The organism is Pseudomonas wadenswilerensis (genome assembly GCF_900497695.1).
Taxonomy (GTDB): domain Bacteria; phylum Pseudomonadota; class Gammaproteobacteria; order Pseudomonadales; family Pseudomonadaceae; genus Aquipseudomonas; species Aquipseudomonas wadenswilerensis.
Map to the genome: position 1 here is coordinate 21,934 of NZ_UIDD01000006.1, position 16,188 is coordinate 38,121.

The 16,188-nt window shown below is 60.9% G+C and carries 14 protein-coding genes, 4 tRNA genes and 1 pseudogene; 15 read left to right on the forward strand and 4 right to left on the reverse strand.

Annotated features, from left to right (window positions below; genetic code table 11):
• Positions 1-3 precede the first annotated feature (3 nt).
• The 7 genes from CCOS864_RS08935 to CCOS864_RS08965 all read left to right on the forward strand — a co-directional run bounded on the left by CCOS864_RS08935 (position 4) and on the right by CCOS864_RS08965 (position 3,703).
• Positions 4-1,215, forward strand: a complete 1,212-nt coding sequence (locus tag CCOS864_RS08935) for an O-succinylhomoserine sulfhydrylase (protein WP_115085992.1) — start codon at positions 4-6, stop codon at positions 1,213-1,215.
• 11 nt (positions 1,216-1,226) lie between these two features.
• Entirely contained in the window at positions 1,227-1,985 is a 759-nt protein-coding gene (locus tag CCOS864_RS08940; protein WP_208644369.1) for an SDR family oxidoreductase, read from the forward strand.
• Positions 1,986-2,144: 159 nt separating this feature from the next.
• Positions 2,145-2,220 (forward strand) — tRNA-Val (locus CCOS864_RS08945).
• Positions 2,221-2,296: 76 nt separating this feature from the next.
• A tRNA-Asp gene (locus CCOS864_RS08950) sits at positions 2,297-2,373 on the forward strand.
• A 98-nt stretch (positions 2,374-2,471) separates the two neighbouring features.
• A tRNA-Asp gene (locus CCOS864_RS08955) sits at positions 2,472-2,548 on the forward strand.
• Between the two features lie 111 nt (positions 2,549-2,659).
• Positions 2,660-2,736: transfer RNA gene (locus CCOS864_RS08960), tRNA-Asp, on the forward strand.
• Between the two features lie 217 nt (positions 2,737-2,953).
• Positions 2,954-3,703 carry an SDR family oxidoreductase gene (locus CCOS864_RS08965; protein ID WP_166675662.1) on the forward strand — a complete coding sequence of 250 codons (750 nt, stop codon included), beginning with the start codon at positions 2,954-2,956 and terminating at the stop codon, positions 3,701-3,703.
• Between the two features lie 8 nt (positions 3,704-3,711).
• Here CCOS864_RS08965 and CCOS864_RS08970 read toward each other — a convergent pair whose 3' ends face one another.
• Entirely contained in the window at positions 3,712-5,265 is a 1,554-nt protein-coding gene (locus tag CCOS864_RS08970) for a methyl-accepting chemotaxis protein (RefSeq protein WP_038994200.1), read from the reverse strand.
• A 271-nt stretch (positions 5,266-5,536) separates the two neighbouring features.
• On the opposite strand from CCOS864_RS08970, the gene CCOS864_RS08975 reads away from it, so the two are divergent.
• Positions 5,537-6,409, forward strand: a complete 873-nt coding sequence (locus tag CCOS864_RS08975; protein WP_038994202.1) for a DUF2242 domain-containing protein — start codon at positions 5,537-5,539, stop codon at positions 6,407-6,409.
• A 203-nt stretch (positions 6,410-6,612) separates the two neighbouring features.
• Here CCOS864_RS08975 and CCOS864_RS08980 read toward each other — a convergent pair whose 3' ends face one another.
• Positions 6,613-7,653 carry an AraC family transcriptional regulator gene (locus CCOS864_RS08980; RefSeq protein WP_038994203.1) on the reverse strand — a complete coding sequence of 347 codons (1,041 nt, stop codon included), beginning with the start codon at positions 7,651-7,653 and terminating at the stop codon, positions 6,613-6,615.
• Positions 7,654-7,656: 3 nt separating this feature from the next.
• The gene (locus tag CCOS864_RS08985) at positions 7,657-8,778 is read right to left on the reverse strand and encodes a nitrilase-related carbon-nitrogen hydrolase (protein WP_038994204.1); all 1,122 of its coding nucleotides are present in this window, start codon (positions 8,776-8,778) and stop codon (positions 7,657-7,659) included.
• A gap of 232 nt (positions 8,779-9,010) precedes the next feature.
• Between CCOS864_RS08985 and CCOS864_RS28690 the strand changes: the two are divergent.
• From CCOS864_RS28690 to CCOS864_RS09005, 6 genes and pseudogenes are all read left to right on the forward strand, one after another.
• Positions 9,011-9,679: pseudogene (locus tag CCOS864_RS28690) on the forward strand (hypothetical protein); the annotation flags it as partial.
• Positions 9,680-9,900: 221 nt separating this feature from the next.
• On the forward strand, positions 9,901-10,227 hold the full coding sequence (locus CCOS864_RS28195) for a hypothetical protein (protein WP_244211890.1): 327 nt from the start codon (positions 9,901-9,903) through the stop codon (positions 10,225-10,227).
• The gene (locus CCOS864_RS08995) at positions 10,163-10,924 is read left to right on the forward strand and encodes a polymorphic toxin type 24 domain-containing protein (RefSeq protein WP_167458869.1); all 762 of its coding nucleotides are present in this window, start codon (positions 10,163-10,165) and stop codon (positions 10,922-10,924) included. The genes CCOS864_RS28195 and CCOS864_RS08995 overlap by 65 nt, the downstream gene beginning before the upstream one ends.
• Positions 10,924-11,397, forward strand: coding sequence for a hypothetical protein (locus tag CCOS864_RS09000; protein ID WP_224793722.1), 474 nt, complete (start codon positions 10,924-10,926; stop codon positions 11,395-11,397). The genes CCOS864_RS08995 and CCOS864_RS09000 overlap by 1 nt, the downstream gene beginning before the upstream one ends.
• A gap of 343 nt (positions 11,398-11,740) precedes the next feature.
• Positions 11,741-11,887: a hypothetical protein gene (locus tag CCOS864_RS28200; protein WP_167458870.1), complete on the forward strand. Its 147-nt coding sequence runs from the start codon at positions 11,741-11,743 to the stop codon at positions 11,885-11,887.
• 200 nt (positions 11,888-12,087) lie between these two features.
• A protein-coding gene (locus tag CCOS864_RS09005; RefSeq protein WP_095161635.1) for an IS5 family transposase occupies positions 12,088-12,941 on the forward strand; the annotation gives its coding sequence in 2 pieces (ribosomal slippage) (positions 12,088-12,429 and positions 12,432-12,941; 852 coding nt in all).
• A gap of 169 nt (positions 12,942-13,110) precedes the next feature.
• Here the strand turns inward: CCOS864_RS09005 and CCOS864_RS09010 are convergent.
• Positions 13,111-13,659, reverse strand: a complete 549-nt coding sequence (locus tag CCOS864_RS09010; RefSeq protein WP_038994213.1) for an RNA 2'-phosphotransferase — start codon at positions 13,657-13,659, stop codon at positions 13,111-13,113.
• Positions 13,660-14,142: 483 nt separating this feature from the next.
• Here CCOS864_RS09010 and CCOS864_RS09015 point away from each other — a divergent pair, with 483 nt between their 5' ends.
• The gene (locus tag CCOS864_RS09015; RefSeq protein WP_115085997.1) at positions 14,143-16,179 is read left to right on the forward strand and encodes an NADPH-dependent 2,4-dienoyl-CoA reductase; all 2,037 of its coding nucleotides are present in this window, start codon (positions 14,143-14,145) and stop codon (positions 16,177-16,179) included.
• The last annotated feature ends 9 nt before the right edge of the window (positions 16,180-16,188 follow it).

Sequence of the window (16,188 nt, forward strand, 5' to 3'; positions counted from 1 at the left end):
GGCATGACACAGGAATGGGATGCCGGGCGCCTGGACAGCGACCTCGAAGGGGTCGCTTTCGACACGCTGGCGGTACGCGCCGGCCAGCATCGCACGCCGGAAGGTGAGCACAGCGACCCGCTGTTCTTCACCTCCAGCTACGTGTTCCGCACGGCGGCCGATGCCGCCGCGCGGTTCGCCGGCGAGGTTCCAGGCAACGTCTATTCACGCTACACCAACCCGACCGTACGCGCGTTCGAAGAGCGCATCGCCGCCCTCGAAGGCGCCGAGCAGGCGGTGGCCACCTCCACCGGCATGTCGGCGATCCTTTCGACCGTCATGGCCCTGTGCAGCGCTGGTGACCATGTGCTGGTCTCGCAGAGCGTCTTCGGTTCGACCATCAGCCTGTTCGAGAAGTACTTCAAGCGCTTCGGCGTGCAGGTCGACTACGTGCCGCTGCCCGATCTGGCCGCCTGGGACCAGGCGATCAAGGCCAACACCAAGCTGCTGTTCGTCGAATCGCCCTCAAACCCCTTGGCCGAGCTGGTGGATATCGCCGCCCTGGCCGAGATCGCCCATGCCAAGGGCGCGCAACTGGTGGTCGACAACTGTTTCAGCACCCCGGCCTTGCAGCAGCCGCTGAAGCTGGGCGCCGACATTGTCGTGCACTCGGCGACCAAGTTCATCGACGGCCAGGGTCGTTGCATGGGCGGCGTGGTTGCCGGGCGCAGCGAGCAGATGAAGGAAGTGGTGGGCTTTCTGCGCACCGCCGGGCCGTCGCTGAGCCCGTTCAACGCCTGGATCTTCCTCAAGGGCCTGGAGACCCTCAACCTGCGCATGCGCGCCCACTGCGCCAACGCCCAGGCCCTGGCCGAATGGCTGGAGCAGCAGGACGGCATCGACAAGGTCCATTACGCGGGCCTGCAGAGCCATCCGCAGCATGAGCTGGCCAAGCAGCAGATGAGCGGCTTCGGCGCGGTGGTGAGCTTCGAGGTCAAGGGCGGCAAAGAGGGCGCCTGGCGCTTCATCGACGCCACCCGGCTGATTTCGATCACCGCCAACCTGGGTGACAGCAAGACCACCATCACCCACCCGGGCACCACTTCCCACGGCCGTCTGTCGCCGCAGGAGCGTGAGGCTGCCGGCATTCGCGACAGCCTGATCCGGGTTGCCGTGGGCCTGGAAGACGTCGCTGACCTCAAGGCTGATCTGGCCCGCGGGCTGGCGGCGCTGTGATCGACTGGTCGGTGGGCGACAGCAGCCATAACGGCCGCGTCGCCCTGGTCACCGGGGCGGTGCGGGGCATTGGCCTGGGCATTGCCGCCTGGCTGATCAGTGAAGGCTGGCAGGTGGTGCTCACTGACCTCGACCGTGCCCGTGGCGCGAAAGTCGCCAAGGTGCTTGGCGACAACGCCTGGTTCGTCGGCATGGATGTCGCCGACGAAGCCCAGGTGATGACCGGCGTGGCCCAAGTGCTGGGCCAGTTTGGCCGGCTCGACGCCCTGGTGTGCAACGCGGCGATTGCCGACCCGCACAACACCACCCTCGAAAGCCTGAGCCTGGCGCACTGGAACCGGGTGCTGGCGGTCAACCTCGGTGGCCCGATGCTGCTGGCCAAGCACTGTGCGCCGTACCTGCGCGCCCATTGCGGGGCGATCGTCAACCTGGCGTCGACCCGCGCCGGGCAATCGGAACCCGACACCGAGGCCTATGCCGCGAGCAAGGGCGGGCTGCTGGCCCTGACCCATGCCCTGGCCATGAGCCTGGGCCCGGAGATTCGCGTCAATGCGGTAAGCCCCGGCTGGATCGATGCCCGTGATCCCGCCCAGCGCCGTGCCGAGCCCCTGACCGAAGCCGACCATGCCCAGCATCCGGCGGGCAGGGTAGGGACGGTGGAAGACGTGGCGGCGATGGTGGCCTGGTTGCTGTCGCGCAATGCCGGCTTCGTCACCGGCCAGGAATTTGTGGTCGACGGTGGCATGACCAAGAAGATGATCTATCGGTAGCGGCAAGATGTCCGCAATGTGCTTTTGATTTTGCTTTTTCTTGTGGCTTGCAGCTTGAAGCTTGAAGCTGTTTTTTTCACCTCAGTGAAAAAAACTTCAATCAGGCTATTGACTTAGGTTCGATACCTGCGTAAATTTCGCCACCTCAGCGAAGCACACGGGTGATTAGCTCAGCCGGGAGAGCATCTGCCTTACAAGCAGAGGGTCGGCGGTTCGATCCCGTCATCACCCACCACTTCCTGAGATGTTCCTGACCCGACACTTTCGCAAGAAGGTGTTACCAGAGAGGAACCGGACGCAAGTCCATATGCGCAGCGGTAGTTCAGTCGGTTAGAATACCGGCCTGTCACGCCGGGGGTCGCGGGTTCGAGTCCCGTCCGCTGCGCCACTATTCTCCAGATCGGTCAACGACCGGTTTGAGGTTCCAAGGCTGAATAGCCTTGAAGCCAGATCCCAGTTTCAAGCGGGCGTAAGCCTGTACGATACGCAGCGGTAGTTCAGTCGGTTAGAATACCGGCCTGTCACGCCGGGGGTCGCGGGTTCGAGTCCCGTCCGCTGCGCCATCTTCGCCTCGAGGCCCTTGAACTCCTCGAAGCAACAAAGAGAGCGACCTGAGGTTGCTTTTTTTGTGCCCGGGGTTTGCAGCCTTTGCGCAGCCCGGGTGAGCACGACACGCAGCGGTAGTTCAGTCGGTTAGAATACCGGCCTGTCACGCCGGGGGTCGCGGGTTCGAGTCCCGTCCGCTGCGCCATATCGAAGTAACAAAGAAAGCGACCCGCGGGTCGCTTTTTTTGTGCCTGAATTTCGGCACTGTGGTGTGGCCATCGCCGGCAAGGCCGGCTCCCACAGGAGCGCGGTGTACACAAAACTTGTGGGAGCTGGCCTTGCCAGCGATGAGGCCTACTTGGTCTACATCCAGTCCTCACAACCGCTATGCTAGAGCCTCCAGTCTTCCACTGAGGTTCAGGATGAACAATCTTCAAGACTCGATCGCGGTGATCACCGGCGCCGGACGCGGCCTGGGTGCAGCCCTGGCCATCTCCCTGGCTGACGCCGGTTGCAAAGTGGTGCTCTGTGGCCGCAATGAGGCGGCGCTGGCACACGTCGCCGCCACCATCGAAACCCGCACAGGCCAACTGCCGATCACTGTTCAGGTCGACCTGGCCGACAGCGCCAGCGTAACCCGCGCGACGCAAACCATCAGCCAGCGCTTTCCCACCGTCGACCTGCTGATCAACAACGGTGCCATGTGGCTGGAACAGAACGAGCAGGGCTACTCGCCTGAGGACGTCCACGGCGTGATCAACGCCGCGGTCACCGGCACCTTCCTCTTCACCCAGGGCCTGCTGCCTTCCCTGCGCCGTTCCCAGCGCCCGGACATCGTCACCATAGGCTCGATCAGCGCTTTGCCCAATGCCGCCTTGCAGAGCGTCTCAGTGCCGTTCTACGCCGCCAAGCACGCCCAGCGAGCCTTGGCCGAGGGCTTGCGTCAACAACTGGCCGGCACGCCGATCCGTTCGCTGTGCGTGCACCCGCCCTACCTGGACGATATCTCCCCGACCGAACCTGCCTGGGAGGCGGCCGCCCAGCGCCGGAAGGGCGAGCGCGGCACCAACCGTGACGTGGTCGAGGCCGTGCTGTTTGCCGTGACCCGGCCGCGGCATGTGAGCCTGTCGTCGATCGTTATCGATAGCGATGACGGCGGTCTGTTCGGCTGATCTGGCCGTCAAACCCTGAAGCGCGCCACCAGCTGTTGCAGTTCGCTGCCCAGGCGCGCCAGCTCCACCGACGAGGCCGCGGTCTGCTGCGAAGCGGTTGACGACTGTTCAGCCACGTCACGCACGCTGAGCACGCTGCGGTTGATCGATTCGGCCACGCTGCTCTGCTGTTCGGCAGCGGTGGCGATCTGCAGGTTCATGCTCTGGATGCTGGTCACGGTCTGGGTGATGGCCTGCAGTTCGATACCGGCCTGATTGGCCAACGCTACCGTGCCGCCGACCTGCTGCTGGTTGGCGTGCATCATTTCGGCAGCCTTCTGCGCGCCCTGTTGCAAGGACACGATCAGCGTCTCGATCTGCGCTGTCGACTGCTGGGTACGCTGGGCCAGCCCGCGTACCTCGTCGGCCACCACGGCAAAACCGCGGCCGGCCTCGCCAGCGCGCGCTGCTTCAATGGCGGCGTTGAGGGCCAGCAGGTTGGTCTGCTCGGCAATGGCGTTGATCACCGTCATTACCGTGCCGATACGCTCGCTTTCTTCCGACAACTGACTGACCGCACTGGCCGAGTTGCCGATGTCATCGGCCAACTGGCCAATCTGGCTCAGGGCCTGTTGCACCACGCGATTGCCCTGTTTGGCCTGGCTGTCGGCCTGGCGCGTGGCTTCGCTGGCTTCTTCGGCATTGCGCGCGACTTCCTGCACGGTAGCGACCATCTCGCTCATCGCCGTGGCCACCTGGTCGGTCTCGACCTTCTGGCTGGTGATGCCGGCGCTGGTCTGTTCGGTGATGGTCGACAGCTCTTCGGCGGCGGTCGACAGCTGGCGGGTGACATGCCCGGCCTGGCCGAGCATTTCCCGCAGGTTGTTGCCGCTTTGCGCCAGGGCTTGCAACAACTGGCCGAACTCGTCGCGGCGGGGTTCGCTGGCGGTGTTGGTCAGGTCGCCTTCGCCAATGCGCCGGGCAATTTCCACGGCCTGGCGCAGCGGCTGGGTGACCTGACGGATGATCAGCGCGCTGATCAGCACGCCCAGCACCAGGGCGGCGAACAGCAGGCTGAGCATCAAGCTGCGGCTGTTGCTCGACTCCTCGGTGCTCTTCTGGTTTTGCAGGGTGATTAGCTGGTTGATCGCTTCAAGGCCCCGATGGACGTTTTCCAGCAGTTGATCGTGAAGCTTGGTCTGCAGCAGGGTGCCTCCGGTGGCCGCTTTCAGTTGCTCGAACTGCTCCAGGTATTGCTTGAGGTCGTCGCCAGTGGCTGTGAGCAAGCGCTGCGAATCGGCATCGGGCAAGGCGGCGAGGTTTTCCTCGACCAACTGTGTGGCCTGTTGATGGGCCTTGGTCAGCTGGCTGGCGAAGGTGGCGTCGCGCCGTTGCTCGAAGCTCAGTTGGGCGGCGCGCATTTCATTGAGGTTGTCGAGGATGTAATTGACCGACACCAGGCGGTCGGCCCGTTGGGTCAGGGTGTTCAGGCTGTTGATGGCGGTAATGGCCAGCAGCGCCATCAACACCAGGATGGGCGCAAAACCGAGCAACAGCTTGATTTTCACGGAGAGGTTTTTCACCGAGGTAACTCCTGTCGACCTGTATGGATGGGGTGGTGGCTAGTTGCCAGCGTAGCCGTAGAATGTGCCAGGCAATAGTCGGATGGATCCGATCAACAGGTAGGGCTTGGTCGAAGTTGCTGTGGGCTTATCGACCAATGGTCAAACCCCGGCGTCAGGGGCGGTAACTGGCGCCTTGCATGAATTTTCTGCGGTGATTGGCAGGCTATGGTTTCAGCATTCCGCCGATGTGTTGCACAATAGGCACCGACCGTTTTCCTCAGGATTTGCAATGTCAAAGTCAACCGTCTGCAGTGCGCTCGGGCTGGCCCTTGTGCTGGCGGGTGTTTCCGGCTGTTCTTCGAAGAAAGCTGCCATCTACGAACACGAGAATTTCGCCGACTCGGGCACCTTCTCGCGCAGCTTTCCGGTGAGTGAAGCCGGTACCTGCGAAGCGGCGCGCCGTGCCTTGCTCAGCCAGGGCTACATCATCACCAGCAGCGACGCTGGCCAGGTCAATGGCAACAAGAGCTTCCAGCAGACCGGCGATTCTCACCTGCAGATCAGCTTCAATGTGGTCTGCGCCCCTGACAGCGGCGACGAGCAGCGCTCGACCATGTTCGCCAACGCCCTGCAGGACCGCTACGCGCTGAAAAAATCCAACACCTCGGCCAGCCTCGGCGTGGGTGTGCTGGGTTCGGTGTCGATGCCGATCGGTTCCAGCGATGATTCGATGGTCAAGGTCGCCAGCGAGACCGTGACGTCGGCCAAGTTCTACGAGCGTTACTTCGCTCTGGTCGAAAGCTTCCTGCCCAAGGAAAACAAGAAAAAGGCCGACCCCAAGCCTGCGGCCAAGCCGGCAGTGGAGCTGGGTGTGCCGGAAACTGCGCCGGTAGCGCCACCGGCCGCCCTGGCCCCCACGCCGGCCGAAGCGCCTGCGCCAGCGGCTCCGGCGTCTGCCGTGCCGGTCAGCGAACCTGCGCCGGCCCCGGCTGCCGAGGCGCCCGCCGCGCCAGTGGTGGACGACAGCAACGGCTCGAAGCCGGTACCGCCACCGGCAGAAGCTGCGCCGATCAGCGTCCAGGACAGCAGCACGCCGGCCGAGCCGACCCCGAGCATCGCCCCGGCAGCACCGGCCAGCAGCAGCGGGCAGGCGCCGCTGTAAATTCAGCAGTCCCTGCTACGTTGTTTTGATAAGCGTCATTGTCATTTTTCTTTCATCACGGCACTTTAGGCTCGTTGACGAATCAATGACATGAATGTGAAACGACGGAGCAGATGATGGACGACTATCAAGAAGAACTACTCGAATACCGCGCCATTGAGCTCGACCCGGTCGAGCCCGCCGAAGACGCTACCGAGCTGTAATCAGCCGGTACGCCGCTGGCTGCGGCGAAACTCCCCCGGAGTGATACCGTTCCAGCGCTTGAACGCGCGCTGAAAGGCCTCTGCCGAGGCAAACCCGAGCAAATAGGCGATCTCGCCAAAGGCCAGCTCCGTGTCGCGGATGTAGGTCATGGCCAGGTCGCGCCGGGTATCGTTGAGGATGGCGCGAAACTGCGTGCCTTCCTCGGCCAGCTTGCGCCGCAGGGTCCAGGTCGGCAGTTGCAGATGCCTGGCCACTTCCTCCAGATCCGGTTCCCGTCCGCCGTTCAGCAACGGCCCCAGCAGGTGCGCGATGCGCTCGCCCAGGCTGCGTATCCGTGTGCGTTGTTCAAGCTCCGCCTCACACAGTTGCAGCAGGTGCTGCCAGGTGCTCGGGCAGTGCGCCGGGTTGCGCAGGGCAAGGTTGGCGCGGCTCAGGCGCAACTGGTTGGTGGGCGCGCCGAACTGTACTTGGTTGCTGCTCAAGGCCTGGTAGTGGGCGGCGTAGGCGGGCGCCTCGAACTCGATCTCGACCCGTTCCGCCAGCAGGACCACCCCTGCCAGGCTCGACAACTGCGCCAGCCAGCCGGCCAATAGTGAATCCACTACAAAGCGGTTGTAGGCGTTGTACGGGCTGATCGAGTAGAAGCGCAGCCAGGCGCCGCCGCTGTCCTCATGAAAGCTTGAGTGCCCGCGGTAGTTGGCCGCATACAGGGGCTCGAAGCGCAGCAAGGTGCGCGCCGCTTCGCCGACTGTTGGCGCTTGCGCTGCGGTGACGCCGGCCAGGCCGGCCTGGCCGAGGCGGCTGATGTGGCCCATGTGCAGCCCGAGGGCCGGATCGCCGGTCAGCTCGATGGCGGCATGGCCCAGGTGCATATAGCGCGGGATCGACAGGCGCGCGCCCGGTTCAGCCAGGCGCGCCGAGTCCAGCCCGTAGCGGGTGAGCAGGGGCCCGGGATCGATCCCGCGTTGTTGCAGGGTTTCGCTCAACGGCTGGATAAAACCGACCGACAGATCGCCCAGGCGCACACGCGGGCTGTTCATGCCTTACAGCCAGACGTTCAACAGGCGCGCACCCGGGCTGGCGGTGCCGCCCAGGTTCGCTCCGTTGAGTTGGGCAAAGCCCTGGCCATCGGCGGCCTGGTCCCAGAAGCGCCCGCGCAGGAACACGCTCATGCTGCTGACCTTGGCGGCGTTGGCGTCCAGGGTCAGGCGCTGCCAGGCGTCGCGTTCGCTCACTTGACCAGGCTTGAGCGCCAGCGACGAGGCCAGCGGCTGATGGCGGTTGCCGCGCCATGGCGCGTTCCAGCTGTTGAGGCCGCTGAGGAACACCGGGTTGGCGACGATCTGGGCGAACTGGTTGACCAGTTGCTGCTGGTTGCTCGGGTACCAGCTGTCGCTGCCGATCAACACGCCGAGGCGCCCGGCCGGGGTTTGCAGTACTTGCGGCGGCTGGTCGGTGCCGCTGCTGATAAAGCGCCGCACTTCACTGTCCGGGTGCTGCTGGCGTTGCGGCTGGCCGAGTACCGAACCATCGCTGGCGAATACCAGGCTGGCGTTGTACAGGGCGCCGGAGCCGATCCGCAGGGTGCCGCGCTCGACATAGGGTTCAGGTAGCACGATGGAACCCGCCACCAGGGTCACGCCGAACTCCTTGGCCAGGCCGCCGAACAGCTGCTGGTAGTCCTCGGCCATCTGCCCGGCCTTCATTCGCAGGTGGGCATCGGCGCGGCGGTCGTCACCTTCGGCGCCAAGCATGGCCAGGCCATAACGCAGCGGGTTGCTCAGCTCCAGCCACTGCAGGGCTTCGCGGCGCTCAGTGACCTGGTACAGCTCGTTTTTCTCGCCACGGGCCCACAGCCAGGTGCCGATGTGTTCCGGCAGGATAACGATGGTCTTGGCGTTGATCAGGCCCTGGGCGCGGGCATGTTCAAGGTAGGCGGCCAGCTTGCGATGCAGGCGCTGCAGGCTCTGGTAGTCACCGGGGAACAGTTGCGGCTCGACGCCCAGCAGGTTGCCGTGATCGGCCGGCACGCCTTCGCTCAGGGCCAGCTCGATGCGCAGGTCCGACAGGTAGTGCCCGGCCGGGCGCTGTTCGGTCCAGAACCCGTAGCCACTCAGGGCGGCAATGACAACCAGCGCCAGGGCGCTCAACAGAAGTTTTCGCATGGCTGGGAATTTTACTGAGATTTGCCATAGCAATACAGCAAATCAACGGTTTAGTGCAGCTTTTCTCCCTTGTCGTTGGCTCGCCGCCCTTGGGTTTATGGAAAGGGGCTTAATAGCGATTGAGTCGCAAACAGCGGTTTTTACTACCGTCTGGACAGGCTGAGTGCCTCGAATTCTTGTCTGAACAGATGGGTGATGTTAATTTGCCACTAATTTTTTCGATGGATCGAACATGCACCCCGTATTTCCAGGGACGCGGTTTTTGCCTGGCCTATTGGTTTTCAGCGCACTTCTTACGAGCACCGTCCACGCCGCTACATTGACTTCACTGGACAACAGCCAAGGTGTAGTTCAGGGGGATCATGGGCTGACGCTCAGCGCCGACGGCGCCATCAGCAACGCTGGCGGTACACTTTCGGCTGGCAACACGCTCACGCTCAGCGCGGCCAGCGTCAATAACACCGACGGCAAACTCACCAGCGATGGCGCGCTGACGGCCCGCATTGCCGGGCATCTGCTCAATCAGGCCGGCCTGATCGCCGCAGCCGACGACCTGCAACTGGGCACCGGCAGCCTCGATAACCTGTCCCAGGGGCGGCTTACCAGCAAGGCGAACCTGCTGCTCGACGGCACCCGCATTGATAACCGCACAGGCCGCATCGCTGCGGTCGGCGTGCTGAAGATCAACGCCGGTGCCCTGGATAACAGGCAGGGCGGCCTGCTCAATTCGGGCAAGGCCATGCACCTTGCCGTCGATACCCTGGACAACCGTGCCGGGGAAATCTCCAGTGTTACGCAACTGGACCTCACGGGCCGTCAACTCGACAACAGTGGCGGCCGCCTGCTGGCCAACGCCGACCTGCAGCTGACCCTCGATCGGCTGAACAACCAGATCAAAGGCATCATCAGTGGCCAGCAGTCGGTCACGTTGAATGCCGCGCACCTGGACAATAGTGATCAGGGCAGCGTGTTCGCCAAGCGAAACCTGAACATGACCCTGCGCGAGGCAACCGCGCGCGACGCCACGCTTGATGGGCAGTTGAACAATCAACAGGGGACACTTCGCAGTGATGGCGCAGCTACAGCGCCGGCAAGGGCAACACCACCCAGGACAGCACGCAGGTGGGCAAGGGCGGCAGGGGTGAAGACGCCAAGACCAGTTGGAGCGTCAACGGCTGGGAGTACGACAAGGACCGCGAGCAGATCGTCCGCGCCACCGTCGGTGATGGCCAGATCGTGGTGCGCAAGGATGCCGAGTCCGGTGACGACTCCACTGCGGGGCTGAACCGCGATGTCGACAAGGCCTACGAGATCACCCGCGATGAAGAGTCGCGTACGGATCTGTATGTCACTGGGTCGTCTGTCGACGCGGTACTCAAGACCGATGAGACCCTCAAGCAATGGTCCAACTCGCTATACATCGGCAATCAGCAAGTACATCAAAGATAACGACGAAAAAGCCCAAGCGGTTAGAGTCGTACTGGCGCTTGCTCAAGGGCCCAAAGGTGTCGCGCAAGCGATGGTATTCGGTGCTCTGGAGCAGACGTCGTTTGCCGAGGAGTTGCAGGCAAGGCTGGGCGAAATACAGGAAAGGCTGGGGAAAGCGATTGCTGAACGGATGGAAGGCAAGGACACTCTTGACCTGAATGTTGAGAGTGATCGATATCTGGTCGGTGGCGGAGAGCTGATCGCAGCTATACTTGCGGGTGGTGTACCTGGACGCAAAGGGCATGGCGTTGTTGAAGGTGGCAAGAAGCCGGCGGTCAGCAAGGTTGAATCTGGTCCGGGGCAAGGTGCAAAAGGCTCAACTAGCATCAATTCTGTTCCTCGTAACGCAAATGATCTTGTTGGAGGTCCGCTTGAAAACGCTACTCAGGTTAGCGGCCGCTTTAAGCATGATGGTGGACCAGCGAATGGAACTGTGTATCGGGCCGATAATCAAGGAAATATCACCAGCTATGCCGTCTATGATTCAGCCGGGATGATTGTTAAGCGAGTTGACGTTACCGGCAAAGCTCATGCTAATGTGTCGACACCACATGTAATAGAATATGGTCGAAATACGTTGCCGGACGGGACGGTCAGGGTTCAGTCGCCTTCTACGAAACTGGCTCCGCGGCCTACCACCCCGGATGAGATTCCATAATGAAGATTAATACAATTAGACCATTTAGTGGTTTGAGCAGATACGAGTTGTGGGCATCAAGCTGGGCTGAAAAAGATAATATTGATATATTTTCTTATGTCAGCGCCGTGTGCAGTCCTGAAGATTGTCTGCTGTTTTGCAGGCTGTTGTTTCCTGATTTTTTTGTTAGTCAGGGCGCTGTTATTTTAAATGCTAAATACGATCATGATGTTTTTTTTGTATGGCTAAAAAAATTTGATGGTGATGTTCGTGCAGTTGAAGAAATAATGAACCATACTCACTTGTACGATGTTTTTTCAGGCTGCAATGATGAGGTCGATGACGTTGTTTTTGAACAGCTAGCTGAAATTGTTTCTTTGTCATGGCGGTTGGTCTTGAAAGACAAATTTCCAGAGAGGAAATTTTCTGTTGAAGTTTCGAATTCGGATCAGGATTACGGGCCTACTGTTACTTTTTATCAAATAACTGAATAGGTGCAAAAGGCGCAGGTTCTGCTGGAAAGGTCGACGAGTTTATCCCGCCAGGAATGGATCGTCCATTCCGCCCTGTCAGTCCGGAGTTTTCGCCAAGCAAGTCTGTTGATGATGTGATGCGGAGCTCGCAAATTAAAAATATGGTGAGCTGCTCAGGATCAGACTGTTCAGGCATTGCAAGAAAGTTACTTTATGCTTCAGGTGGTAAAGGGGAAATTATTGAGGTTCGCCCTTCAAAAGCTGGGGGGTTAAATCTCTATGGAGTGCCTAGTGTGGATAGACATTGGGCGGAGAAGCTCCCCCGCAGATCTATTTCCGATCCTGAGATTCCGAGGTGATGATAATGCAGAAGGCTTTTCGTACCTATTCAACTGCGCAGTTACCCGCTGGCTTTAAGTATCCAGAAAAATATCTGGAGCTGGCCAAGTCGGTAGATTTACCTAATGACTTTGTCTGGTGGTTTGATGATGCAAGCACGGAAGGTGGTTAGTTGTCGTGGCGTTTGCGGCACAGTTATGGGGGTAGGTTTAGAGGGTCGAAATTTAATTCCATTTGCTCAGTTAAATGATGACGCCGCTTTTTTTGATGGTGACGACTTAGGTTCTGTACGAAATCCTTTGAAACCGCCGTCACCGCACCTGGACACTGATATTCGGTAGAGTTCGCGCCCATCGAAGGCAGGAGGCCACGATGGTTAAGCGGTACGAAATTCCCGATGCAGCCTGGGAGCTGGTTGCTGATCTCTTTGAACAGCCCCGGCGCAGCGGTCGGCCGAGAGCCGATGACCGTTTGATGCTCAATGGCGTGCTCTGGGTGCTTTGCTCAGGCGCCGCGTGGCGCGACATGCCCGAGCGCTTCGGGCCCTGGTCAACGGTCTACCAGCGGTTTCGGGATTGGCGTAACCAGGGAACGTTCGACCTGATGCTCAAGCGGCTGCACATCAAGCTAAACGAGCAAGGATTGATCGACCTGGAAACCTGGATGATCGACTCCACTGCTGTACGTGCAACCCTAGCCTCATCTGGCGCCGGGAAAAAAGGGGGCCTGATGAACCCTCAGACCACGCCCTAGGCCGCAGTCGCGGAGGCCTGACGACCAAGATTCATATGCTTTGCGACGCCAATGGCGTACCGCTGCGCTTTCTGCTTTCGGGCGGACAGGCCAGTGACATCTCGTACGCCCAGCCACTGTTCGATGAAGCCTATGTCCCCAGTTTGCGCGGTCGCCCTCGCAAACGCTGCCGTTGGCTTTTGGCTGATAAGGGCTACGATGCCGAAGCCCTGCGACGCTACTGTGACCGATACCGGATGCAGCCGGTAATCCCTCTGCGATCTATGAAGCGCAAACCCAAGCCCGGCTTGCCGCGCTTGTTTGATCGGCCGAAATACCGGCAACGCAACATCATCGAACGCATGTTCGGCTGGCTGAAAGAGAACCGCCGCATCGTCACACGCTTCGACAAGCTCGCGAAAAGCTACGCAGCAATGGTCTCGTTAGCTTGTGCTATGCGGTGTTTGCGACATTACTTTTCGTACACTGCCTAGGTGGCGATCCTCGAGTTGTTGTTATTGATCTAGGCAACAAGGGGCGATCTTATGAGTTGCCGAGCTTTGATGTCTGGCTGAGTGACGTTGCTAAAGTCTGATTTTCAGAATGGCGTTATTTATTGTATCTTGTTTGGAAATAATTTCTGTTGGGCCGTTAACGGGTAGTTCATATTTCGCACAAGAATTTTTCTGGCACATGGCTAGTTAGCCAAACTTCATTCTCCGCCTGAAATAACTTGAAGCCCTGTTGGTACATACGCAGGGCTTCAATTTTTAGTACCACAGGTTTTCCATAGCGCTGTCCGACAGCAATCGCTGTTGATCTGTCCTGCGATAGGTGCACGTGGTGGCGTGAGCCAGCAATCAGCCCTTGTTGGCGGATCGACGCCAGGAAGCGTGTTGCTGTGCCATGGTAGAGAAATTCCGGTGGTTCTTTCTCTATGTGCTGAAGGCTGACGCTGGATGTCGAGTGGCCCTGTACGGCGCGAATGCGTTGTCCATCATCCGAGATGCTGAAGCGCTTTTTATCGCTGCTGCTGACGACCGCTTGAATAAGTGCGGTATCTAGGATTCGCCCGTCTTTAGCCGCGCCGGCAATCATAGAATCGATATCTGCCCAGCCTTCGCTGTCTAGCTGCAAGCCGATAGCTTGTGGCTCATGCCTGAGAACATAGCTGAGAAACTTGCTGGTTTCGTTGAGTTGTTTGCTGCTCATGTTATTTCCGTGGTTCCTGGGTTATGCCTTGTGAGGCAGCAGTTGTCCATCGACAATCTTGCCCCTGAAATTTCTCCAGCACCACCTCGATCTCCCGCCGCCCCTCGGCGTAGTCCTGCAGTTGTGCGATCACCTCGGGGGCGGCTCCTGGCCTTTCAGGTCATGGGTGAAATCCCGGCTAGAAATCGTGCCGAAAGTGTCCACTATGTCCCCGCACACCGGTCCACCATGTTTTCGGTCAATACAAAGGTGCAAAAGGAGCAATGGTGCAATCATAAGATTCTCCGGAAAAACGACAGGTGATTACACACTTTGAGTATCGGTCCCAAGGGGACCCGGGTGCAGTAGGATCAATAACTTGTCACTTTCGGTCATTGAGCCGCGCCCGCTGGCTCTTTAATGTCGGCCTCAGATAACTGACGGGCCCCGCCAGCCTTGGCGAGGCGCCCGCATTCCGTGATTACGCCTGTTGTGGAGTTGACTATGGCCGCCGCTCAATACCCGCATTTGCTCGCCCCGCTGGACCTGGGTTTCACCACCTTGCGCAACCGCACCCTGATGGGCTCGATGCACACCGGCCTTGAAGAAAAGCCCGGCGGTTTCGAGCGCATGGCGGCCTATTTTGCCGAGCGCGCCCGTGGCGGCGTCGGCCTGATGGTGACCGGCGGCATCGGCCCGAACGTGGAGGGCGGGGTGTATTCCGGCGCTGCCAAGCTGAGCACGCCGGAAGAAGCCGATAAACACCGCATCGTCACCCAGGCGGTGCATGAGGCCGGTGGCAAGATCTGCATGCAGATCCTCCACGCCGGTCGCTATGCCTACAGCCCGAAATCGGTAGCGCCGAGCGCCATCCAGGCGCCGATCAACCCGTTCAAGCCGCGCGAGCTGGATGAAGAGGGCATCGAGAAGCAGATCCAGGACTTCGTCACCTGCTCGCTGCTGGCGCAAAGCGCCGAGTACGACGGCGTCGAGATCATGGGGTCGGAAGGCTACTTCATCAACCAGTTCCTCGCCGCCCACACCAACCAGCGCACCGATCGCTGGGGTGGCAGCTACGAGAACCGCATGCGCCTGGCGGTGGAAATCGTCCGCCGGGTGCGCGAAGCGGTAGGGCCGAACTTCATCATCATCTTCCGCCTGTCGATGCTCGACCTGGTCGAGGGCGGCAGCAGCTGGGAAGAGATCGTGCAACTGGCCAAGGCCGTGGAGCAGGCCGGCGCGACCCTTATCAACACCGGTATCGGTTGGCACGAAGCGCGGATCCCGACCATCGCCACCAAGGTGCCGCGCGCGGCGTTCAGCAAGGTCACCGCCAAGCTGCGCGGTGCGGTGCAGATCCCGCTGATCACCACCAACCGCATCAACACCCCGGAAGTCGCCGAGCAGATCCTTGCCGAAGGCGATGCCGACATGGTCTCGATGGCGCGGCCGTTCCTGGCTGACCCGGAGTTCGTCAACAAGGCCGCCGCCGGGCGTGGCGACGAGATCAATACCTGTATCGGCTGCAACCAGGCCTGCCTGGACCACACCTTCGGCGGCAAGCTGACCAGCTGCCTGGTCAACCCGCGCGCCTGCCATGAAACCGAGCTCAATTACCTGCCGGTCACCCAGGTCAAGCGCATCGCCGTGGTGGGTGCCGGCCCCGCGGGCCTGGCGGCTGCCACCGTTGCGGCGGAGCGCGGCCATGAAGTGACCCTGTTCGATTCGGCCAGCGAGATCGGCGGTCAGTTCAACGTGGCCAAGCGCGTGCCGGGCAAAGAGGAGTTCTATGAAACCCTGCGCTACTTCAAACGCAAGCTGCAGACCACTGGCGTCGAGCTGTGCCTGAACACCCGCGTCGATGCCGAGCAACTGGCGGCGGGCGGCTTTGACGAGATCATCCTCGCCACCGGCATCGCTCCGCGTTTGCCGGCCATCCCCGGCATCGAGCACGCCAAGGTGCTGAACTACCTGGATGTGCTGCTGCAGCGCCAGCCGGTAGGGCAGAAGGTGGCGGTGATCGGTGCCGGCGGTATCGGCTTTGACGTCTCCGAGTACCTGGTGCACCAGGGCGTGGCCACCAGCCAGGACCGCGAGGCGTTCTGGAAGGAGTGGGGCATCGATACCCAGCTTGAAGCCCGCGGTGGTGTGGCCGGCATCAAGGCCGAACCCCATGCGCCGGCGCGTCAGGTGTTCCTCCTGCAGCGCAAAAAGACCAAGGTCGGCGATGGCCTGGGCAAGACCACCGGCTGGATTCACCGCACGGGCCTGAAGAACAAGCAGGTGCAGATGCTCAACAGTGTCGAGTACCTGAACATCGACGATGCCGGCCTGCACATCCGCATCGCCGAGGGCGAGCCGCAGGTGCTGCCTGTGGATAACATCGTCATCTGCGCCGGCCAGGACCCGCTGCGCGAACTGCAGGACGGCCTGGTCGCCGCCGGCCAGTCGGTGCACCTGATCGGTGGCGCCGATGTCGCCGCCGAGCTGGATGCCAAGCGCGCCATCAACCAGGGTTCGCGCCTGGCCGCCGAGCTCTGACTGGCGCAG